At 67.9% G+C, this 20588-nt stretch carries 19 protein-coding genes; 1 reads left to right on the top strand and 18 read right to left on the bottom strand.

All coding sequences use genetic code 11. The annotated features are described in order from the left end of the window. Positions 1–30: 30 nt before the first annotated feature. The 7 genes from ACSQ9E_RS03725 to ACSQ9E_RS03755 all read right to left on the bottom strand — a co-directional run bounded on the left by ACSQ9E_RS03725 (position 31) and on the right by ACSQ9E_RS03755 (position 7390). Complete coding sequence (locus ACSQ9E_RS03725) at positions 31–732, bottom strand: methyltransferase domain-containing protein (RefSeq protein WP_057202120.1); 702 nt, start codon at positions 730–732, stop codon at positions 31–33. Next, positions 729–1760: a glycosyltransferase family 2 protein gene (locus ACSQ9E_RS03730; protein ID WP_436216943.1), complete on the bottom strand. Its 1032-nt coding sequence runs from the start codon at positions 1758–1760 to the stop codon at positions 729–731. Before ACSQ9E_RS03730 ends, ACSQ9E_RS03725 begins: the two co-directional genes overlap by 4 nt. Beyond that, positions 1757–2821: a glycosyltransferase gene (locus ACSQ9E_RS03735; protein WP_436216944.1), complete on the bottom strand. Its 1065-nt coding sequence runs from the start codon at positions 2819–2821 to the stop codon at positions 1757–1759. The genes ACSQ9E_RS03730 and ACSQ9E_RS03735 overlap by 4 nt, the downstream gene beginning before the upstream one ends. Next, a complete protein-coding gene (locus ACSQ9E_RS03740; protein ID WP_436179381.1) occupies positions 2814–3425 on the bottom strand; it encodes an acyltransferase in 612 nt (203 codons plus the stop codon). Before ACSQ9E_RS03740 ends, ACSQ9E_RS03735 begins: the two co-directional genes overlap by 8 nt. Then, positions 3409–4641 (bottom strand): lipopolysaccharide biosynthesis protein, encoded by a 1233-nt coding sequence (locus ACSQ9E_RS03745; RefSeq protein WP_436179380.1) that lies wholly within the window; start codon positions 4639–4641, stop codon positions 3409–3411. Before ACSQ9E_RS03745 ends, ACSQ9E_RS03740 begins: the two co-directional genes overlap by 17 nt. A 195-nt stretch (positions 4642–4836) precedes the next feature. After that, positions 4837–6726 (bottom strand): SDR family NAD(P)-dependent oxidoreductase, encoded by a 1890-nt coding sequence (locus ACSQ9E_RS03750; RefSeq protein ID WP_427999693.1) that lies wholly within the window; start codon positions 6724–6726, stop codon positions 4837–4839. Positions 6727–6754: 28 nt separating this feature from the next. Then, positions 6755–7390 carry an LON peptidase substrate-binding domain-containing protein gene (locus ACSQ9E_RS03755; protein WP_436216945.1) on the bottom strand — a complete coding sequence of 212 codons (636 nt, stop codon included), beginning with the start codon at positions 7388–7390 and terminating at the stop codon, positions 6755–6757. 77 nt (positions 7391–7467) lie between these two features. Here ACSQ9E_RS03755 and ACSQ9E_RS03760 point away from each other — a divergent pair, with 77 nt between their 5' ends. Further along, the gene (locus tag ACSQ9E_RS03760) at positions 7468–8016 is read left to right on the top strand and encodes a YggT family protein (RefSeq protein ID WP_057202561.1); all 549 of its coding nucleotides are present in this window, start codon (positions 7468–7470) and stop codon (positions 8014–8016) included. A 92-nt stretch (positions 8017–8108) separates the two neighbouring features. Here the strand turns inward: ACSQ9E_RS03760 and accD are convergent, their stop codons facing one another. The 11 genes from accD to leuC form a co-directional block, all read right to left on the bottom strand. Continuing rightward, entirely contained in the window at positions 8109–8981 is an 873-nt protein-coding gene (gene accD / locus ACSQ9E_RS03765; RefSeq protein WP_057268463.1) for an acetyl-CoA carboxylase, carboxyltransferase subunit beta, read from the bottom strand. Positions 8982–9118: 137 nt separating this feature from the next. Beyond that, entirely contained in the window at positions 9119–9928 is an 810-nt protein-coding gene (gene trpA / locus ACSQ9E_RS03770) for a tryptophan synthase subunit alpha (RefSeq protein ID WP_057202128.1), read from the bottom strand. After that, a complete protein-coding gene (gene trpB / locus ACSQ9E_RS03775) occupies positions 9925–11196 on the bottom strand; it encodes a tryptophan synthase subunit beta (RefSeq protein WP_436216946.1) in 1272 nt (423 codons plus the stop codon). Before trpB ends, trpA begins: the two co-directional genes overlap by 4 nt. Further along, positions 11174–11935 (bottom strand): phosphoribosylanthranilate isomerase, encoded by a 762-nt coding sequence (locus tag ACSQ9E_RS03780; RefSeq protein ID WP_436216947.1) that lies wholly within the window; start codon positions 11933–11935, stop codon positions 11174–11176. Before ACSQ9E_RS03780 ends, trpB begins: the two co-directional genes overlap by 23 nt. Further along, a complete protein-coding gene (truA, locus tag ACSQ9E_RS03785) occupies positions 11932–12750 on the bottom strand; it encodes a tRNA pseudouridine(38-40) synthase TruA (protein WP_436216948.1) in 819 nt (272 codons plus the stop codon). The genes ACSQ9E_RS03780 and truA overlap by 4 nt, the downstream gene beginning before the upstream one ends. A gap of 52 nt (positions 12751–12802) precedes the next feature. Beyond that, the gene (locus ACSQ9E_RS03790) at positions 12803–15397 is read right to left on the bottom strand and encodes a FimV/HubP family polar landmark protein (protein WP_436216949.1); all 2595 of its coding nucleotides are present in this window, start codon (positions 15395–15397) and stop codon (positions 12803–12805) included. 294 nt (positions 15398–15691) lie between these two features. Continuing rightward, the gene (gene asd, locus ACSQ9E_RS03795; protein WP_436216950.1) at positions 15692–16822 is read right to left on the bottom strand and encodes an aspartate-semialdehyde dehydrogenase; all 1131 of its coding nucleotides are present in this window, start codon (positions 16820–16822) and stop codon (positions 15692–15694) included. 307 nt (positions 16823–17129) lie between these two features. After that, the gene (gene leuB, locus ACSQ9E_RS03800; RefSeq protein WP_057202134.1) at positions 17130–18200 is read right to left on the bottom strand and encodes a 3-isopropylmalate dehydrogenase; all 1071 of its coding nucleotides are present in this window, start codon (positions 18198–18200) and stop codon (positions 17130–17132) included. 84 nt (positions 18201–18284) lie between these two features. After that, positions 18285–18935, bottom strand: coding sequence for a 3-isopropylmalate dehydratase small subunit (gene leuD / locus ACSQ9E_RS03805; RefSeq protein ID WP_057202135.1), 651 nt, complete (start codon positions 18933–18935; stop codon positions 18285–18287). A 14-nt stretch (positions 18936–18949) separates the two neighbouring features. Beyond that, entirely contained in the window at positions 18950–19078 is a 129-nt protein-coding gene (locus ACSQ9E_RS03810; protein WP_057202136.1) for an entericidin A/B family lipoprotein, read from the bottom strand. 63 nt (positions 19079–19141) lie between these two features. After that, entirely contained in the window at positions 19142–20563 is a 1422-nt protein-coding gene (gene leuC / locus ACSQ9E_RS03815; RefSeq protein WP_305742279.1) for a 3-isopropylmalate dehydratase large subunit, read from the bottom strand. Positions 20564–20588 lie beyond the last annotated feature (25 nt).

A 20588-nucleotide genomic window follows, 5' to 3' on the forward strand; every position in this document is an offset into this window, starting at 1 on the left:
TGACTCAGTGCGGAACGGGGATGCCAACGGTCAAGCCGGCCTGGCCAGCCAGGTCAGTCGGTGGGTGCGCAGCGGGTAGAGCAGGGCGGATGCAGGCCCGATGCAGGCCGCAGGCAGCCTGCGCGCAATCGGCGGGGCCAGCGTGATCCGCCGCGACTGCACCTGCGCCCTGGAAAACAGCCGGTGCAGCTCGGCCAGGGGCACACCGCGCACATCCGGGTTGCGGGGATTGTCCACGATGAAATCGTAGACCAGCACACCGCCGCCCGGTGCCACCCAGCGCCACAGCACGTCGGCCATGTGCTGGCGGAACGCCGGGTCCAGCAACGAGCTGAACAGTGTGAAGGCCAGCACCGTGTGCTGGCTGCCCTCGGCCACGGGCGCCAGCGTGGCATCGCCTTCGGTGATGCGCACGGCGCTGGGCAAGATGCCGCGTGCCTGCGCGGCACGTTCGCCGATCAGCTCCAGCCCCTGCAGGCGTGCGGGGCTGGCACCCAGGCGCAACAGGTCCTGCAGGTTGCCTCCGCTGCCACAGCCCACCTCGGTGATGGATTTGTCCGCGAGGTCCGTCCAGCCATGCGCACTCCACAAACGCACCATGGCGCGCAGGCGCTCCTGCTGCGCCTGCAGGGCAGAGGCGCTGGTCAGCAGCCGGTAGTGCCGCGCGTCCTGCGCGGCATCGCGGCGCGCATAGCGCGCCTGCACGGCCTGGGGCTCGGTGGGGTCGCTCATCGCGTGATCCGGGCGAACCGGGCCGACGGTGCACGCGCGCGCAGCACGTCCCACAGGCCGCGCCAGGTGCCCAGGCCATAGGCCACATGGTAAGCCGCGATCACCACCGGCAGCCGCGCCAGCAATTGCCAGCGGCCTGCGCTGCGCGCGGCCGACACCGATGCCAAAGTCACGTAAGCCGCATACAGCGCGATCAGTGCCGCCAGCGGCAGCACGGTCCAGGGCAGACACAGCGCGAACAGGCCGAGCACGGCCACGAAGGCCGCCGGCACCAACTGGCGCACCGAACCCGCCTGCCCGTGCTTGCGCATCACGAAAGGGCGCCAGTAGCCGTATTGCCGCTGCTGGGCGAACAGGTGGTAGAGCGAGTTGCGTGGGTGGTAGAGCGAATGGATCAGCGGGCTTTGCCAGATGCGCCCGCCCGCCAGGCGCAGGCGCAGGTTGTGCTCGTCGTCCTGGTTGCGCACCAGGGCTTCATCGAAACCGCCGATGCGCTCGAACACGGCACGCGGCCAGCAGCCCAGGTAGACCGTGTCCACCTCGCCATCGTGCTGCGTGTCGCGCGAGCGCGCGCCACCCACCACCCAGCGGCACTGGAAGGCGGCGGCCACGGCCCGGCCCATGGGCCCCGTGCCTTCGGCCACCCAGGGGCCACCCACATTGTCGGCACCGCTGCGTTGCAAGGTTTCGATGCAGCGCGCCACATAGTCGGGCGCGAACCGGGTATGGATGTCCAGGCGCACGATGACTTCGCCACGGGCGCGTGCAATGCAGGCGTTGAGGCCGGTGGAGACGATGCGCCCGGGGTTGTCCACCCACTGCAGCCGCGCGTCCTGTGTGCTGCGCGCGACCAGCAATTCGCGCGTGCCGTCGTCGCTGCAGCCATCGGCCACCAGCACTTCCATCTGCCAGCCGGGCGGTAGCACCTGCGCCAGCGCACTGTCGCAGAATGCGGCGATGTGCCCCGCCTCGTTGCGGCAGGGGGCGATCACGCTGACCCATGCCAGGGTGTTCTGGGGCCGGCTCATGGGGTGCCCATCCGTTCTCGGTAAAGTCGATCCATCGTGTCCATCTGTACGGCGCGGTCGCCGTCGCGCGCAATGCGCTGCACATTCTTCTGGCCGTGGCCCTGCATTCGGGCATCGTCGGCGGCCAGGGTTTCCAGGCAGCGCGCCAGCGCCGCCGCATCGCGCGGTGGCACCAGCAGGCTGGCGTCCAGCCAGGCGCGGTTGGCATCCAGGTCGCTGGCCACCACGGCCAGCCCGCAGGCCATGCTCTCGAGCACCGAGACCGAGGTGGCGTCGCTCGTCGGTACCGAGGCCGACAGCTTGCACTGCGCCAGCACCCGCGCCATGCCCGCATCGTCCAGCCGTCCGTGAAAAACCACGTGCCTTTCCATCCCCCTGGCGGTTACCAGTGCGCGCAGCGCTGCTTCCATCGATCCTCCGCCCAGCAGGTGCAGTTGCACCCCTGCCTCGGGATGGCGTGCCACCAGGGTGGCCACAGCCTCGATGAGGGTGTCGATGTTGTAGTTGGGCTCCCAGGAGCGCAGGCTCACGATCTGCAGGCCGGTCTTGGCGGCCCAGGGCGCGGGCGCAAAGCGCGCCAGGTCCACACCCCAGTGGATCTCCTGCACGGGGCAGGCAGGGCCATAGGCCTTGGCCGCATCGATCAGGCTTTGCGAGTCACCGGTGATCAGGTCGGCCCGGCGCAGGCTCCAGCCCGTCAGCCAGCGCATCAGCGTGTTTTTTTGCGGCGTCACCAGCAGGTCGCTGCCCCAGGCCGTCATCACCAGCGGATGGCGGCCGCAGCGCGCGGCCAGGTAGCCGTAGGAGGTGATGTAGTGCGCGTGCACGATGTCGGGCGCCAGGGCCTGTACAAAGCGGCGCGCCTGCCCCACGCGCAGCAGCCAGTCGGTCGAGCGGCGCACGGGCGCCAGCACCTTCTGCTCCACCCCCTCGATGGGGGCCGGGCGGGCTGTGACCAGCGATACCCGGTAGCCACGCGCGCGCATTTCCACCGCCCAGCGCTGGATGTGCGGGCTGGTGGCATCGCCCAGCAGGCACAGATGCCTGTTTGCTTCAGCCATGGGTTCTTGCCTCCAAGGCCTGGGGCAACTCCCCCGCCCAGGCACGGTAGTGTTCGGCCCATTCGGGGAACTGCGCCAGCAGCGCCGCATCCGCCGTGCGCACGTCACCGACCTGGCGCGCAGGCGCGCCCGCCATCACGGCAAACGCCGGCACCTCTCCGCGTACCTGCGAGTAGGCGCAGATCAGCGCGCCCCGGCCGATGCGCGTGCCCGCCTCGATCAGGCTGTGTGGCCCCACGAAGGTGTAGGCGCCGATGTGCACGGCCGCTTTCACATAGCCGGGCATCTCGCCGCCCGCATGGGTGGCGTAGCCGCGCCCGAGCAGCCGGATGGAACGGTGCGAGCTGTGCGTGACGATGCTCACGAAATTGGTGATCTGCACGCCCTCGTCGATGGTGAGGCCCGCCGTGGCGTCGAGAAAGTTGAACTGGCCGATGAACACATGGTCTGCCAGCGTGAGGCCGTGCTCGCCCTCGATGCAGGTGCTGGGTGCAATCCGCGTGTGCGCCAGCAGCACGCCGCCCGGCGTTCGCTCGCCGAAGACCATGCGGTACATCAGCGCCTGCCAGATCCGGCGCCGTGCGCGGTTAAGCCAGGCTTTCATCGGGGATGTGTTTCCAGTGGGCAAGGGTGAGAACGTAGTAGGCGAAGTAGGGCAGCATGGATGCCGAGATGCCCCAGGCCGCGCCTTCCAGGCCGCCCAGAGCCAGCCCGGCCAGCAGCCCGGCAAAGAAGGCCAATTGTCCCACCAGCGCCAGCTTGAGGGCCCAGCCCTGTGCGCGCCAGGCCAGCGTGGTCACCGACAGCGGCGAGGCGATGAAGTGCAGGGCGATGTAGGGCGCGATCGCGCGCACCAGGGGGCCGGCCTCGCTCCACTGCGCACCGAACGCGGTGGTGAAAAGCCAGGGACCCCAGAGCATCAGCACCGCGGCCATCGGCAGCGCGATGGCCGCCAGCGCCAGCATGCTCTTGCGCACCAGGGTGCGGGCCTGTGCCGCGCTGGGGGCCTGCAACAGCTGCGGGTACAGCGCCTGCGACAGGGCGCCGCCCAGCAAGGTGGCCGGCGCCTTGAGGTAGCGCAGCGACAGCGCCCACAGGCCTGCTGCCGCATCGCCCGCCCAGGCCGCGACGGCGATGAGCGTCAGCGTGTCCTGCAGCGCACCGATGAAGGCATGCGGCGTATTGAGCAGCGGGAAATCGCGGTGCTTTGCGGCCATGGCCCGCAGCGATGCCCAGGGCGTGCGCCACAGCACCGCCCAGCCACCGGCAGGTGCCGGCCTGGCCAGGGCCGCCGCAGCCACCAGCCCTGCGGCCACCGCACCGGCCAGCAGTCCGGCCGCGCCCAGCTTGAGCAGGCCCAGCGCCAGCTGCAGCACGGCACCGCCGCCATGCTGCACCAGGCGCGCGACGGACAGCAGGCCAAAGCGCTGTGAGCGCGTGGCCCACAGCGTGAGCCACTGCGTGGCCGCGATGGACAGCACGGCCAGCGGCAGGGCCCAGGCCAGCGGCATGCCCTGCAGCACGGCTATCACCCCGCCGGCCACCAGCGTCCCTGCCGTGACCAGCAGCAGCAGGCGCGCGCACAACGCCATGAGCTCGGCCGCGCCCGGCTCGGCTTTTTCCAGTGGCAGCGCGAATTCGTAGCGCGCACAGCCGACCACCGCCACGTTGGTGGCCAGGGCCCACAGCAACGCGAACTGGCCGAATTCGGCCGGCGTGTACAGGCGCGTCAGCGCCGGGCCCAGCAGCAAGGGCAGCGCATGGGCCACCACACTGCCGGTCAGCAAGGTGGCCGTGGCGCGCAGCAGGGTGGAGCTCACGTCAGTGATCCATGGCGCTGCGCGCCACCTGCGGCCCACGAAACCGGCACGGCCCAAGCCAGCGCCCCCGTGCAAGGGCCGCCAAGCCGCGAATGCGGCGCTTCGCTTGCGTGCACCGGGGGCGTCCCCCTCCCGACTCGCGCAGTGAGTCGAGATAGGGTTGAAGGCGCGAAGCGACTCAGGGGGGGCTTCATGTCAGGCCTGCTGGGGATCCTGGTGGAAGCCCGGTACCAGTTCGTGCAGCAGGACCATCATGGCGGCGCCGTCCGCCTGGTGGATGGCACGCTCCAATGCCTGCAGGCGGCTCTCCAGCACCTCCCAAGCGAGGTGTTCCTCATGGGCGCGCAGGATGCGCGGGTGCGGCGTGGGCTCTGCGCCATCGCCGATCAGCAGTTCCTCGTAGAGCTTTTCGCCTGGGCGCAGGCCGGTGAAGACGATCTCGATGTCACCCTCGGGATGGCCCGGTGCGCGCACGCTCAGGCCCGACAGCGCGATCATGCGCTGCGCCAGCTCCAGGATGGGGATGGGCGCGCCCATGTCCAGCACGAAGACCTCGCCGCCCTGCGCCATGGCGCCGGCCTGCAGCACCAGTTGCGCGGCCTCGGGGATGGTCATGAAATAGCGTGTCACGTCCGGGTGCGTCACCGTGACGGGGCCACCCGCCGCGATCTGGCTGCGGAACAGCGGGATCACGCTGCCGCTGGAGCCCAGCACGTTGCCGAAGCGCACCATGGAAAAACGAGTGCGCGGTGTGCCGCCCTGCGAATCGGGCTGGCGGGTGCAGGACGCCACCGCCTGCAGCACCAGTTCCGCCACGCGCTTGCTGGCCCCCATCACGTTGGTGGGGCGCACTGCCTTGTCGGTGGAGACGAGCACGAAGTTTTCCACGCCACTGTCCATGGCCGCGCGCACCATGTTCAGCGTGCCGAAGGCGTTGTTGCGGATGCCTTCGCCCGCGTTGGCCTCCACCATGGGCACGTGCTTGTAGGCGGCCGCGTGGTAGATGGTGCGCGGGCGGTGCGCCTGGCACAGGTCGAGCATGTGCTGTGCGTGGCTCACGCTGGCCAGCAGCGGCACCAGCTCGCAGGCCATGGCTTCCTGCTGCACGATGGCCTGCAGCTCCTGGTGGATGCTGTAGAGCGCGAACTCGCTGTGGTCCACCAGCAGCAGGCGCGCCGCGCCTTCGCGCGCGATCTGGCGGCACAGCTCGCTGCCGATGCTGCCGCCCGCGCCCGTGACCATCACCGCCTGGCCGCGGATGTGGCGGCCCAGCAGCTCGGGGTCGGGCTCCACCGGCTCGCGGCCCAGCAGGTCTTCCAGGTCCAGGTCCTGGAAGTCGGTCACCGTCACACGGCCACTGGCCAGGTCCGTGAGACCGGGGATGGTGCGTATGCGCACGGGCAGCGAGCGCAGGTTCTCGATGATCTGGTGGCGGCGCTGGCGCGGCACGCTGGGCAGGGCCAGCAGCACGTCGGTGATGCCAAAGCGTTTCACCACCTCGGCCAGCGCGATGGGTGCATACACCCGCACGCCGTTGATGCTGCGGCCCACTTTGGCGCGGTCGTCGTCGGCAAAGGCCTCGAGCACGTAGTTGCGCGCGCTCACCAGCCCTGCCGCCGTCTGGGCGCCGGCCGTACCGGCGCCGTAGATCAGCAGCCGGTGCGGGGCCTTGGTGGTCTGCCCGGCCAGCCACATCCAGCCCAGCGAGCGGCTGGCGCCCACCAGCAGCAGAAAGATCACCGGCTGAAGAATGCCCACGCTGCGCGGGATGCCGACCCACTGGCCCGCCATCAGGATGGCGAACAGCAGCGCCCCGTAGATCGCCACGGCCTTGCCGGTGGTGACCAGGGCCGTGATGCCGGTGTAGCGGAAGATGGCGCGGTACAGCCCCAGGTTCACGAAGATGGGGAAGGCCAGCACGGGTGCCAGGGCATAGGCCAGCCACTGCATGCCTTCGGGCCAGTGCAGCACGTCCAGCCGCAGGGTGAAGGCCAGCCACATGGCGAACAGGCCCATGGCGATGTCCAGCGCCACCACCACCAGCCGCTTGACCGGGCGGGGCCACTCCAGAACGTTGCTCAGCACGGGCTGGCCGCTTTGCCGGATCCGCGGGTCACTGCGCGATGCCCGTGCGTTCCAGCACGTCGCCCACGAGCTCCAACCGCACCAGGGGGTTGTCCAGTTCCATCAGGCGCTGCTTGAGCTCCAGCGGCACGGGCAGCAGCTCGCACCAGCGGTTGGCCACCCAGCCGCAGTCGTCGAGCTGGGCGGCAGTAGGCACCAGCGCGCCGGGGCTGTCCGGGTCGCGCTGCTGCAGCGTGTGCAGCACCTGCGCCAGGGCCTGCGACGCCTTTTTCAGGTAGTCGGGCACAGGCACGGCCATGTCGGGATCGAGGTGCGTCACGTCGGCAATCCACAGGCCGTGCACCAGGTGGCTGCGCTGCACGATGCGAAAGCGCTGGCTGCCCCGGCACTGCAGGGTGATGAGCCCGGGCTGGGGCGTGTCGAGTTGGTCGATGACGGCCAGGGTGCCGATCTCGCTGAACTGCTCCTCCGGGGCGCCTGCCTGGCGCACCTCGTGGCCCTGGGTGAGGGACACCACACCGAAGGGGGCGCCCATCTGGTGGCATTTGCGCACCATGTCCAGGTAGCGCACCTCGAACACGCGCAGGGCCAGCAGGCCCTCGGGAAAGAGGACGGAACCCAGAGGGAAAAGGGGCAAAGATGACAGTGAAAGGGGTTGTGTCATAAGGCAGGTTCTTCGCCCGCTATCATCCCATGGCGCGGGCTGCTTTCGCACCGCCCGCTTTCCTTTTTGCCGCTCCCATGTTCTTCCAGATCGCTTCCTTCCTGCTCGATGTCGTCGGTGGCCTGCTCACGGGCGCCTGTCTGCTGCGCCTGTACATGCAGTTGCAGCGCGTGCCGTTTGGCAACCCCATCGGCGGGCTGGTCTTTGCGCTCACCGACTGGATCATCCTGCCCCTGCGCAAGCTGATTCCACCGGTGGGCAAGTGGGACCTGTCCAGCCTGGTGGCAGCTGTCCTGTTCCAGGTGCTGCAGTACGTGCTGTTCCTGCTGCTCGTCGGCGCGGCCGCCGCCTGGGCGTGGCTGCCCTGGCTGGTGCTGTTTGGCCTGGCCAAGGTGGCGGTGTCGGGGCTCATGGGCCTGCTCATCGTGCATGCGGTGATGTCCTGGATCTCCGCCCGCTCGCCGCTGTCCGATGTGGTGTGGCGCCTGTGCGCCCCTGTGCTGCGGCCGTTCCAGAAGGTGATTCCCCTGCTGGGCGGGGTGGATCTGTCGCCGCTGGTGGTGCTGGTGCTGCTGCAGGTGCTGATGATCGTGCTGGCCAACCTGCAAGCCAACGTGATGCGCTGACGGGGTCCGCAGAGCAAAAAAGCGCCTGGTCTTTCGACAGGCGCTTTTTTCATGGGGCCATGCCAAGGCATGCCTGTCGGATTGTTGCGTGCTTACACCACGGCGTCTGCGGGCAGGCGCTGCAGCATGGCCAGGCTGCTGGCCACGGTATTGCGCAGCTCGCGGCGGTCGCAGATGAAATCTACGGCGCCCTTGGTCTGCAGGAACTCGGCACGCTGGAAGCCCTCGGGCAGGGTCACGCGCACGGTGGATTCGATCACGCGCGGGCCGGCAAAGCCGATCAGGGCCTTGGGCTCGGCAATCACGATGTCGCCCACGAAGGCGAAACCGGCGCTCACGCCGCCCATGGTCGGGTCGGTCAGCACGCTGATGTAGGGCAGGCCCTTCTTGGCCAGGCGGGTCAGCGAGGCATTGGTCTTGGCCATCTGCATCAGCGATAGCAGGCCTTCTTGCATGCGCGCACCGCCGGTGGCGGTAAAGCACAGGAAGGGCACCTTCTGCTCGATGGCGGTTTCCACGCCGCGCACGAAGCGCTCGCCCACCACAGAGCCCATGGAGCCGCCCATGAAGTCGAATTCAAAGCAGGCGACCACCACGTTGATGCTCTTGACCGCGCCACCCATGACGATGAGGGCATCGGTCTCGCCCGTGTTCTCCAGCGCCTCCTTGAGGCGCTCGGGGTACTTGCGGCTGTCCTTGAACTTCAGCGCATCGACGGGCAGCACTTCCTGGCCGATCTCGTAGCGGCCTTCGGGGTCCAGGAAGGCGTCCAGGCGCGCCCGTGCACCGATGCGGTGGTGGTGGCTGCAGTGCGGGCAGACGTTCTGGTTGTGCTCCAGGTCGGACTTGTAGAGCACCGTTTCGCAGCTCGGGCACTTGATCCACAGGCCCTCGGGCACCTGGCGGCGCTCGGTCGGGTCGGTTTGCTGGATTTTGGCAGGCAGGAGTTTTTCAAGCCAGGACATGGTGTTTTCCTCGTCAATGACAGGGTTTCAGTGCATTTAGCCTGTTCCTGGGAGCACCCAGGCAAAAGGCGAAAGACAAAACCGTGTGTGTAACCACAATGGGCGCCCACCGGGGTGGGTGGGCGCCAAGGCCCACATTATGCGTCGAGTGCCTTGCGGATCCCGCGCAGGAAGTCGACCGTGATGGGGACGACCTTCTCATGCGGCTGGTCTTCGATCAGCTGGATGATGCGTGTACCGATCACCACGGCGTCGGCCACCTTGCCGATGGCCTGGGCCGTGGCGGCATCGCGGATGCCGAAGCCCACGCCCACGGGGATCTGCACATGCTGGCGGATGCGTGGCAGCATCTGCTCCACGGCGGCCGTGTCGAGCGCGCCCGATCCGGTCACGCCCTTGAGCGACACGTAGTACACGTAGCCGCTGGCCACGCGCGCCACCTGGGCCATGCGCTCGTCGGTGCTGGTGGGGGCCAAGAGGAAGATCAGGTCCATGCCGTGCGCGCGCAGGCTGGCGGCAAAGGCCTCGCATTCCTCGGGCGGGTAGTCCACCACGAGCACGCCGTCCACGCCGGCCGCAGCCGCATCGCGCACGAAGGCGCCCGCGCCATGCACCTGGTCATAGCGCTCCACAGGGTTGGCATAGCCCATGAGCACCACCGGGGTGGTGGTGTTGCGCTTGCGGAAGTCGCGCACGTGGTCGAGCACCTGGGCCATGCCGATCCCGAGGGCCAGCGCCTTTTCGCCCGCCTTCTGGATCACCGGGCCGTCGGCCATGGGGTCGGAAAAGGGCACACCCAGCTCGATCACGTCGGCGCCCGCCTCCACCATGCCGTGCATGAGGGCCGGGGTGATGTCGGCGAACGGAAAACCGGCGGTGACATAGGGCACCAGGGCCTTGCGGCCCTGCGCCTTCAATTGGTCGAAAGTGGTGCTGATGCGGTTCATGGCTTGGCCTCTGCACCCTTCACGGACAGTCCGCGCATGGAGGGGCGGTCGTAGAAATCTTCGCCCGACAGGTCGGCCACCGTGCCGATGTCCTTGTCGCCGCGCCCGGACAGGTTGACCAGGATGGACTGGTCGGCGCGCATGGTCGGGGCCAGCTTCATGGCATAGGCCAGGGCGTGGCTCGATTCGAGCGCGGGGATGATGCCCTCCACCCGGCACAGGTGGTGAAAGGCTTGCAGCGCTTCCTTGTCGGTGATGCCGACGTACTCGGCACGGCCGATCTCCTGCAGCCAGGCGTGCTCGGGGCCCACGCCGGGGTAGTCCAGGCCTGCGCTGATGCTGTGCGTCTCGGTGATCTGGCCGTTGGCGTCCTGCAGGATGAAGGTGCGGTTGCCGTGCAGTACGCCCGAGCTGCCGCGCTGCAGCGATGCCGAGTGCTTGCCGCTGTCCAGGCCCTCGCCGGCGGCTTCCACGCCGATCAGGCGCGTCTTCTCGAACGGAATGTAGGGGTGGAAGATGCCCATGGCATTGCTGCCGCCGCCCACGCAGGCGATCACGGCATCGGGCTGCTCGCCCTGCACCTTCTGTTCGGCAAGCATCGGGGGCATCTGCGTGAGGCACTCGGTGCCGATCACGCTCTGGAAGTCGCGCACCATCATCGGGTAGGGGTGCGGGCCCGCCACCGTGCCAATGATGTAGAAGGTGTTGTCCACATTGGCCACCCAGTCGCGCATGGCTTCGTTCAGGGCGTCCTTGAGCGTCTTGCTGCCCGATTCCACGGGCACCACGGTGGCGCCCAGGAGCTTCATGCGGTAGACATTGGGGCTCTGGCGCTTGACGTCCTCCGAGCCCATGTAGACCACGCATTCGAGGCCGTAGCGCGCGCAGATGGTGGCCGTGGCCACGCCGTGCTGGCCCGCGCCGGTCTCGGCAATGATGCGCGGCTTGCCCATGCGCCGGGCCAGCATGGCCTGGCCGATCACATTGTTGATCTTGTGGGCACCGGTGTGGTTGAGGTCTTCGCGCTTGAGGTAGATCTGCGCGCCGCCCAGTTCGCGGCTGGTGCGCGCGGCATGGTAGACGGGCGAGGGGCGGCCCACGAAGTGCTTGAGCTCGTACTGGAACTCGGCCAGGAACTCGGGGTCGTGCTGGTAGCGGGCGTAGGCCTCGCGCAGTTCGGCAATGGCATGGGTCAGCGTTTCGCTGACGAAGCTGCCGCCGTAGGAGCCGAAATGGCCCGATGTATCAGGTTGCTGATAGGAACTCATGGGGATTCTTTGCAAGTTGTGCATCGGCCGCACGCACGGCGGCAACGAAGCGATGGATTTTTTCGGCGTCCTTAATGCCCCTCAGGGGGTTTCCATCGGGCCCATGGGCCTCGACGCCGGAACTGACATCAACCGCCAGCGTGGTGCAACGCGGGCGTACTTGCAAAATGCCATCGGTCACGTTTGCAGGCGTGAGTCCACCAGACAAAACGAGGTGAGAGCCGACGCTTGGTGGAAGGAGTGACCAATTGAATGCCTTGCCGCCGCCGCCGTACCCCTCGACATGGGCGTCGAGCAGGATGGCCTGGGCGTTTGAAAAATCGTGTGCGTATTTTACGAGGTCGAATTGTGCCGCATCCGGGCCCAGGGGTATTCGGGCAGCGCGCAGGTAGGGGCGGGCACCGGCTCCGGTGGCTGCCTGGCATTGCTCAGGCGTTTCGTCGCCATGGAATTGCACGGTGGCGCCGGCAATCTGCGCGGTGGCGGCCAGCACCTCCTCGGTGCTGGCGTTCACGAACAGCAGCACCGGCGTGACGAAGGGTGGCAGGCGCCGCGCCAGCTCGGCAGCGCGCGCTGCCGTGACGGCGCGCGCACTCTGGGCGAACAGCACGAAGCCGATGGCATCGGCACCTGCCGCCACGGCGGCGTCCACGTCCTGTTCACGCGTCAGTCCGCAGATCTTGATGCGCGTGCGGGCGGCGGGCAGGGGCGTGGTGTGGGAAGGCGATGAAGTGCTCATGGGAGCCAATCATACGCAGCCGTGCGCTGGGGCAGGCCCCACGCGGCGTCGTAGACCGGTCCCTGGAAGTACAGCCCGTCGGGCGAGAAGGTGGGCGCCGCAGCGTCGCGCGAGCGTGCCTGCAGCACCTGCTCCATCCACCCGGGCGGCTGGTCGCCCCGGCCGATCGCTACCAGGCAGCCCATGAGGTTGCGGATCATGTGGTGCAAGAATGCATTCGCCTCGAACTCGAAGCGCCAGTAGCAGGGGCTCCAGCCCAGCTCGGGGTGGGGTTCGCCCAGGCCACGCTGCGTGATGTCGATGCGCGACAGTGTCTTCACCGGCGACTTGGCCTGGCAAGCCGAGGCGCGGAACGAGGTGAAGTCGTGCTCGCCCAGCAGGTGGTCTGCGGCCTGGCGCATGGCCGCATGGTCCAGGGGGTGGTAGACCCAGCCGACGCGCCCGGCGTCCACGCTCGGGCGCACGGGCGACTGCAGCAGCACATAGGCATAGCGGCGCGCCACGGCGCTGCCACGCGAGTGAAAGCTGTCGGGCACATGGCTGGCCCATTGCACCGCAATGTCGGGGGGCAGAAAGGTGTTGGTGCCGCGCACCCAGGAGGAAGGTGGCCGGTTCAGGGGGGTATCGAAATGCACCACCTGCATCAGGCCGTGCACCCCCGCATCCGTGCGGCCGGCGCACAGGGTGCCCACGCGGTGCGTGGCAAAGCGCGCCAGGGCCGCCTCCAGCTTGTCCTGGATGGTGTTCCCGGACAGCTGGCTTTGCCAGCCGCTGTAGGGCTGGCCGTTGTAACTGACACCCAGGGCCACCCTCATGGGCGGGCCTGGGCTGGGGTGGGGTAGCTCAGGGCCGTGGCAGCCGAGCGCATCAGCCCAGTTCGACCAGCATGCGCTGGGCGCGGGTGCGCAGGGCGCCGCTCGATTCGGCCACGACCTCTTCGATCAGCGTGCGGGCACCGTCGGTGTCGCCGATGGCGTTGAACTCCTCGGCCAGTGCCAGCTTGGTGGCCAGTGGGTCGTCCTGGGCGGCGGCCGAGCCATCGTCTTCCGAGATGGGCACGGCGGCCGTGGGGATTTCCGCTTCGCGCGATGCGGGAGCGGCCATGGGCTTGGAGGGCGCCGTCAGGTCCAGCGACAGCTCGCCCAGATCGAAGTCCATCGGACCGGAGTCCTGGGCTTCGGCCAGCGGCATGGGGCCGGTGGGCGCCATGGTGAGTTCGTCGTTGGGCGCTGCCGCACGGGCTGCCGGTGCGGGTGCGGGCGCATTCCACGCGGCATCGGCCGTCAGGTCGGGCAGGTCGAAATCTTCACTGGACAGCACAGGCTCCGTGCGTTGCGGTGCGCGCGGAGCAGGCGCTGCCGCGGTGGCGGCTGCAGCCGCTGCGGCAAACCCACCGGGAGGCGCGGGTGGTGCATCGGTGAGTGCGTCGTCGGGCAGATCGAGGTCGAGGTCCAGGTCCAGATCGGGCGGCAGGGCGGCGGAGGCCACGGGAGCGCCCGAGAAGGTGCTCACGAACGCGCCGGGAACCGATGGGTTCTCGTCCTCCACCATGCCGGGGCGGCCGCCGGGCTGGTACAGCGGGTTCTCTGGCTCGATGCCGCGGCCCAGGTCGACGATGCGCGCCCAGTCGGGGCCTTCGCCCTGCGTCAGCTTGAACACTTCGCCGGCCACCGACTCCAGGGCCTTGCGGTCCTGGCGCTTGGCATAGATCTCGGCCAGCTTCACGTGCACGGAGACGCGGGCCGGGTTGTGGCGGATGGCTTCCTTGAGGATTTCCTCGGCCTGCAGGTCGCGGCCATAGGCCAGGTACACGTCGGCTTCGGCCACGGGGTCCACGTCACCGCCAGCATCGAGCTGGCTGGGCGAGTAGGCCATGGACGAACCGGTGGTCATCTCGCTGTTGGCCGTGTCCACGCGCTGGCCGCCACTGGCGCCGAAGAACGAATCGGGCTGGATGCGGCTTTCGAGGAACGAGCTGTCCACGCCCGCATTGTTGCGGCGGCGCTGGATCACGCGGTAGGCGCCATAGCCCAGCAGCAAGGCCAGCAGGCCGCCACCGGCCAGGGGAATCAGCGGGTCGTCCAGCAGGCCGTCGAAGAAGCCGGGTTCTGCCACCGGTGTGGGTGGCGGCAGCACGATGGGCTTGGAGGCGGGGGCTGCGGGGGCGGCAGGAGCCGCGTCCGACGCAGGGGCTGCGTTGGCCTCGGCCGATGCACTGCTGGTGGGTTCGGAGGCCGCCATTGCCGGTGGGGCTTCTGGGGCGGCAGGCGTGGCGGGAACGCCGGGCACGGCCACCTGGGCCGTGCTGGCTGCGGGGACTGCCGCTGCAGGAGCGGCTGCCGGTGCTGCAGGCGTGGCTGGCGTCGAAGGAGCTGCGGCCGATGCGGCGCCGAGCTTGTTCAGGTCGCTGATGTTCTTGGACAGCTCGGCCATGCGGGCCGATGCGTCGCTGGCCTGCTTGTCCTTGGCCAACTGGTCTTCGGCGGCCTTCTGGCCCTTGACCGAGCCCTTGGAAAGCGTGAGCTTGTCGGGCGCCGTGGTGGCGGGCTTGCTGTCTTCCACCCGGGTCTGCACCGAGCCCTTGGCCGAACGCTCGGCCGATGCGACGGTGGCGGAGGGGGCGGATTCGGCCAGCTTGCGGCGGAAGGCGCCGAAGTCACGGCTCTGCGCTGCCAGGATCTGGCGGGCTTCGGGCGCAGGCGTGGCCTGGGCCGTGGCCTGGTCAGGGATCTGCAGCACGGCGCCGGCCCTGATGCGGTTGATGTTGCCACCGATGAAGGCGTCCGGATTGGCGCGCTGCATGGCCACCAGCATCTGGTCGAGCGAGACACCGCCTTGGCGGTTGGCATTGGCAATGCGGCCCGCCGTGTCGCCGGCCTGCACGGTCACGCTGCCTTCGGCGGGCGTGGCGCGGGGGGCGGCCGGTGCACGGGGCGTGGCTGCGGGTGCCGATGCCGCACCCGACGAGCGTCCAGCCACGGCGGGCGGAACCTCGGGGCGTGAAGCGGGAGAGCTGATCTGCGGGGATGCCGTGACCGCTGGCGCCGGGCGGCGCATGGCGGGCGGGTCGAACAGCATGGTGTAGCTGCGCACCAGGCGGCCCGAGCCCCAGGAAGCATCGAGCACCAGGTCGACGAAGGGGTCGTTCACCGGGCGGTCGCTGGACAGGCGCAGCACGGCCGAGCCATCGGCACGGCGTTGCAGTTGCACCTGCAGGTTGTTCATGGTGGGCGAATACTCCATGCCCTGGGCGCGGAACACCTCCGGCGTGGCGGTGCTGGCCTTCAGGGTTTCTGCCTCCGCAGGGGTGATCTGCGGCAGGTCGATCTCGGCGCGCAGGGGCTCGCCCAGCGCGGATTGCACGGTGATGCGGCCCAGCGCGAGCGCGGACGCATCGGTGGCGTAGAGCCCGGCAGTGGCCACGGCCGCAGCCGCCAGCACAGAAAATTTCCAACGATGCATGTTTGCCATCAACTGATTGGGTTGTGCGGCTCGGTCGAGCGGTGCTGTTTTTCTCATGGTCTGGTCCCGCCCCGGCGCGTGAAAATATGTAAAAAGCACCATAGCATCAATGTTTTGCACTGACAAGCTGAGGTGGCGCGGAAGCTTTGCCCCCGGTGTCCATGCACCAGATTGGGGCATTCAGATGTTGCCAATTGCCAACGTCACGTAACTGGGTGTGTCAGGCTGCTGGGCACAAAAAAGCGCGCGCAATCTGCATTGCGCGCGCTTTTACGGGGCTTGCCGGGGCGTAGTTTACGCTGCCAGCAGGATGCGCAGCATGCGGCGCAGCGGTTCGGCAGCACCCCAGAGCAACTGGTCGCCGATGGTGAAGGCGCCAACGTACTCGGGGCCCATGGCCAGCTTGCGCACTCGGCCCACGGGGATGGTCATGGTGCCGGTGACGGCCACGGGCGTCAGGTCCTTGATGGTGGCCTCGCGCGTGTTGGGAACCACCTTCACCCACTCGTTGTCGGCGGCGATCATGGCCTCGATGTCGGCCACGGGCACGTCCTTCTTGAGCTTGAAGGTCAGGGCCTGGCTGTGGCAGCGCATGGCGCCCACGCGCACGCAGAAACCGTCCACCGGGATGGCGGGGGCATTGAAGCCTTCGCCCTGGCCCAGGATCTTGTTGGTCTCGGCCATGCCCTTCCACTCTTCCTTGGACATGCCGTTGCCCAGGTCCTTGTCTATCCAGGGGATCAGCGAGCCGCCCAGCGGCACGCCGAAGTTGGCCGTCTCGGCACCGGAGAGGGCGCGCTGCTTGGCGATGACCTTGCGGTCGATCTCCAGGATGGCGCTCTTGGGGTCGTCCAGCAGGGACTTCACCTCGGCGTTCAGCGTGCCGTACTGCGTGAGCAGTTCGCGCATGTGCTGGGCGCCGCCGCCGCTGGCGGCCTGGTAGGTCTGGGTGCTCATCCACTCGACGAGGCCGGCCTTGTACAGTGCGCCCACGCCCATCAGCATGCAGCTCACGGTGCAGTTGCCGCCGACCCAGTTCTTGCCGCCCTTGGCCAGTGCATCCTGGATGACGGGCAGGTTCACCGGGTCGAGGATGATGACGGCGTCCTTTTCCATGCGCAGCGTGGAGGCGGCGTCGATCCAGTGGCCGTTCCAGCCGGCAGCGCGCAGCTTGGGGAAGACTTCGGAGGTGTACTCGCCGCCCTGGGCGGTGATGATGATGTCGCAGCGCTTCAAGGCGTCGATGTTGAACGCGTCCTGCAGCGTGGTCTCGTTCTTTGCCATCGCAGGGGCCTTGCCGCCCGCGTTGGAGGTGGAGAAGAACAATGGCTCGATCAGGTCGAAGTCATTTTCTTCGGCCATGCGATCCATCAACACCGAGCCGACCATGCCGCGCCAGCCGACCAAACCTACCAACTTGCTCATTTCAACGCCCTTTCAGATTGAGAAACAGTGCCAGACCGGACTGCTCGCCTGGCTCGTCAGGCCAGGAGGGGCGCACGACGAACCAGGCTGAGTCAGCCCTTAATGGTCGTGGTTTTGGTGATGGTTGCGCGCGCAGCCACACCGGCCGTGGCGGCGGGTGCAATGTTCAGGGCGAACGTGTGGGCGGCAAACATAGGGTCAGGAGTATATCGCAAGCCCGGTACAGCGCTCAAGGGACCAGCGCGACGGCATTGCACAACGAAAAAGGGCGGCCCCGAGGCCGCCCCTTGCACCGTGCAGATGCCTGTTACTTGAGCGCCTGCACGACGGCGTCGCCCATCTGCGCGGTGCCGACCTTGGTCGTGCCTTCGCTCCAGATGTCGGGCGTGCGCAGGCCCTGGGCCAGCACCGCCTGCACGGCAGCTTCGATGCGTTGGGCGGCGGCTTCCTGGTTCAGCGAGAAGCGCAGCATCATCGCGGCCGAGAGGATGGTGGCCAGTGGGTTGGCCACGCCCTTGCCGGCGATGTCGGGTGCGCTGCCATGGCTGGGCTCGTACAGGCCCTGGTTGCTGCTGTTGAGCGAGGCCGAGGGCAGCATGCCGATGGAGCCGGTGAGCATGGAGGCTTCGTCCGAGAGGATGTCGCCGAACATGTTGCCCGTCACCACCACGTCGAACTTCTTCGGTGCGCGCACCAGCTGCATGGCGGCGTTGTCCACGTACATGTGGTCCAGTTCCACGTCGGGGTATTCCTTGCCGACTTCGGTCACGATGTCCTTCCAGAACTGGAAGGTCTCGAGCACGTTGGCCTTGTCCACGCTGGTCACGCGCTTGCTGCGCTTGCGTGCGGCCTGGAAGGCCACGTGCGCGATGCGTTCCACCTCGGGGCGGCTGTAGCGCATGGTGTCGAAGGCCTCTTCGGCACCGGGGAAGTGGCCATCGGTGGCGATGCGGCGGCCACGCGGCTGGCCGAAGTAGATGTCGCCCGTCAGCTCGCGGATGATGAGGATATCCAGGCCCGAAATCAGTTCGGGCTTGAGGCTCGATGCGCCCACCAGTTGCTCGTAGCAGATGGCAGGGCGGAAGTTGGCGAACAGGCCCAGGTTCTTGCGCAGGCCCAGGATGGCCTGCTCGGGGCGCAGGGGGCGGTCGAGCTTGTCGTACTTCCAGTCGCCCACGGCGCCGAACAGGATGGCGTCAGCGTCCTTGGCCAGCTTCAGCGTGGCGTCGGGCAGGGGGTGGCCGTGCGCCTCGTAGGCGGCGCCGCCCACCAGGGCCGATTCCATCTCGAACTGGAGGTCCAGCACTTCGAGGACCTTGACGGCCTCCGCGACGATTTCGGTGCCGATGCCGTCACCCGGCAGAACTGCGATTTTCATGAAGAACTTCTTCTTAAAGTGAATGGCCGCGCCCCGGCGCCATTGCCGGGTGGACGGCCACTGGTCGATGAACTGGTGGTGTGGTCAGGAGACCATGCTGTGCGCAAGCCAGGGCTTGGTGGCCAGGCGCTGCGCCTCGAAGGCGCGAATCTTGTCGGACTGGCGCAGCGTCAGGCCGATGTCGTCGAAGCCGTTGAGCAGGCAGTACTTGCGAAACGCCTGCACCTCGAACGGAATCTCTTCGCCCTGCGGGCGCACGACCACCTGGCGTTCCAGATCCACGGTGAGCTGGTAGCCGGGGAAGGCCAGCACCTCGTCGAACAGCTGGGCCACCGTGGCTTCGGGCAGCACGATGGGCAAGAGGCCGTTCTTGAAGCAGTTGTTGAAGAAGATGTCGGCAAAGCTCGGCGCGATCACGGCGCGAAAGCCGAACTGGTCCAGCGCCCAGGGCGCGTGCTCGCGGCTCGATCCGCAGCCGAAGTTCTTGCGTGCCAGCAGCACCGAGGCGCCCTGGTAGCGCGGCTGGTTGAGCACGAAGTCGGGGTTGGGCTTGCGGCTGGCGGGGTCCTGGCCGGGCTCGCCGTGGTCCAGATAGCGCCATTCGTCGAACAGGTTCACGCCAAAGCCGGTCTTCTTGATCGACTTGAGGAACTGCTTGGGGATGATGGCGTCGGTGTCGACGTTCTCGCGGTCCATGGGGGCCACGAGGCCCTTGAGCAAGGTGAATTTCTGCATGGTGGTGTGCCTGATTACTTGTTGGCAGCGCGCTCGAGGGCGCCGCCTGCCCGCTGGACGTCCTGGCCCACGCCCTTGACGGTGTTGCAGCCGGCCAGGAGGAAAGCCAGCGAAAAGGCGATGAATGCGGCAGTCTTCTTCATGAAGGGGCTCCTAGGGGCGGTGGAAAGGCCAACGGGGGTTGGATCAATGGGGGGATGAAGGGTTCAGGCGAACTGGCGGATGTCCACGAAGTGGCCGTGCACGGCAGCGGCTGCGGCCATGGCGGGGCTCACCAGGTGGGTGCGGCCGCCAGCACCCTGGCGGCCTTCGAAGTTGCGGTTGCTGGTGCTGGCGCAGCGCTCGCCGGGCTCCAGGCGGTCGGCGTTCATGGCCAGGCACATGGAGCAGCCGGGCTCGCGCCATTCGAAGCCCGCAGCCTTGAAGATCTCGTGCAGGCCTTCGCGCTCGGCCTGCTCCTTGACCAGGCCCGAACCGGGTACCACCATGGCCAGCTTCACGTTGCTGGCCACCTTGCGGCCGAGCTTCTTGACCACGGCAGCGGCTTCGCGCATGTCCTCGATGCGGCTGTTGGTGCACGAGCCGATGAACACCTTGTCGATGGTGATGTCGTTGATCGGCTTGCCGGGGGTGAGGCCCATGTAGGTCAGCGCGCGCTCGATGGCGCCGCGCTTGTTGGCGTCCTTTTCCTTGTCGGGATCGGGCACGCGGGCGTCGATGCCCAGAACCATCTCGGGCGAGGTGCCCCAGGTGACCTGCGGCAGGATGTCGGCTGCGTCGAGCTTGACCACGGCATCGAAGTGCGCGTCGGGGTCCGATTGCAGGGTCTTCCAGTAGGCCACGGCCTGGTCCCACTCCACGCCCGTGGGCGACAGGGGGCGGCCGCGCACGTATTCGATGGTCTTGTCGTCCACGGCCACCAGGCCGGCGCGTGCGCCGCCTTCGATGGCCATGTTGCACACGGTCATGCGGCCTTCGATGGACAGGCCGCGGATGGCCGAGCCTGCGAACTCGATGGTGTAGCCCGTGCCGCCGGCCGTGCCGATCTTGCCGATGATGGCCAGCACGATGTCCTTGGCGGTGATGCCCTTGGCGAGCTGGCCGTCCACCTGCACCAGCATGTTCTTGGCCTTCTTGGCCAAGAGGGTCTGGGTGGCCATGACGTGCTCGACCTCGGAGGTGCCGATGCCGTGGGCCAGTGCACCGAAGGCGCCGTGCGTGCTGGTGTGGCTGTCGCCGCAGACCACGGTCATGCCCGGCAGGGTGGCGCCGTTCTCAGGCCCGATCACGTGCACGATGCCCTGGCGCTTGTGCATGAACGGGAAGAACGCCGCCGGCTGGATCTGCGCCATGTTGTCGTTCAGCGTGGTGATCTGTTCCTTGCTGATCGGGTCGGTGATGCCGTCGTAGCCACTCTCCCAGCCCGTGGTGGGGGTGTTGTGGTCGGCGGTGGCGACGATGGAGCTCATGCGCCACACCTTGCGGCCCGCCTCGCGCAGACCTTCGAAGGCCTGGGGGCTGGTGACTTCGTGCACCAGGTGGCGGTCGATGTAGAGGATGGAGGTGCCGTCCTCTTCGGTGTGGACAACGTGCTCGTCCCAGATCTTGTCGTACAGGGTGCGTCCCATGGTGTGTCTCTTTCAGGTGGGTAAT

It is taken from the genome of Acidovorax sp. LjRoot118 (assembly GCF_964253575.1).
GTDB lineage: Bacteria > Pseudomonadota > Gammaproteobacteria > Burkholderiales > Burkholderiaceae_C > Acidovorax.

Bases quoted from the DNA above. Each gene is read 5' to 3' on its own strand.
- ACSQ9E_RS03725 (WP_057202120.1), bottom strand. From the start codon at position 732: ATGAGCGACCCCACCGAGCCCCAGGCCGTGCAGGCGCGCTATGCGCGC.
- ACSQ9E_RS03730 (WP_436216943.1), bottom strand. From the start codon at position 1,760: ATGAGCCGGCCCCAGAACACCCTGGCATGGGTCAGCGTGATCGCCCCC.
- ACSQ9E_RS03735 (WP_436216944.1), bottom strand. From the start codon at position 2,821: ATGGCTGAAGCAAACAGGCATCTGTGCCTGCTGGGCGATGCCACCAGC.
- ACSQ9E_RS03740 (WP_436179381.1), bottom strand. From the start codon at position 3,425: ATGAAAGCCTGGCTTAACCGCGCACGGCGCCGGATCTGGCAGGCGCTG.
- ACSQ9E_RS03755 (WP_436216945.1), bottom strand. From the start codon at position 7,390: ATGACACAACCCCTTTCACTGTCATCTTTGCCCCTTTTCCCTCTGGGT.
- ACSQ9E_RS03760 (WP_057202561.1), top strand. From the start codon at position 7,468: ATGTTCTTCCAGATCGCTTCCTTCCTGCTCGATGTCGTCGGTGGCCTG.
- accD (WP_057268463.1), bottom strand. From the start codon at position 8,981: ATGTCCTGGCTTGAAAAACTCCTGCCTGCCAAAATCCAGCAAACCGAC.
- trpA (WP_057202128.1), bottom strand. From the start codon at position 9,928: ATGAACCGCATCAGCACCACTTTCGACCAATTGAAGGCGCAGGGCCGC.
- trpB (WP_436216946.1), bottom strand. From the start codon at position 11,196: ATGAGTTCCTATCAGCAACCTGATACATCGGGCCATTTCGGCTCCTAC.
- ACSQ9E_RS03780 (WP_436216947.1), bottom strand. From the start codon at position 11,935: ATGAGCACTTCATCGCCTTCCCACACCACGCCCCTGCCCGCCGCCCGC.
- truA (WP_436216948.1), bottom strand. From the start codon at position 12,750: ATGAGGGTGGCCCTGGGTGTCAGTTACAACGGCCAGCCCTACAGCGGC.
- ACSQ9E_RS03790 (WP_436216949.1), bottom strand. From the start codon at position 15,397: ATGCATCGTTGGAAATTTTCTGTGCTGGCGGCTGCGGCCGTGGCCACT.
- asd (WP_436216950.1), bottom strand. From the start codon at position 16,822: ATGAGCAAGTTGGTAGGTTTGGTCGGCTGGCGCGGCATGGTCGGCTCG.
- leuB (WP_057202134.1), bottom strand. From the start codon at position 18,200: ATGAAAATCGCAGTTCTGCCGGGTGACGGCATCGGCACCGAAATCGTC.
- leuD (WP_057202135.1), bottom strand. From the start codon at position 18,935: ATGCAGAAATTCACCTTGCTCAAGGGCCTCGTGGCCCCCATGGACCGC.
- ACSQ9E_RS03810 (WP_057202136.1), bottom strand. From the start codon at position 19,078: ATGAAGAAGACTGCCGCATTCATCGCCTTTTCGCTGGCTTTCCTCCTG.
- leuC (WP_305742279.1), bottom strand. From the start codon at position 20,563: ATGGGACGCACCCTGTACGACAAGATCTGGGACGAGCACGTTGTCCAC.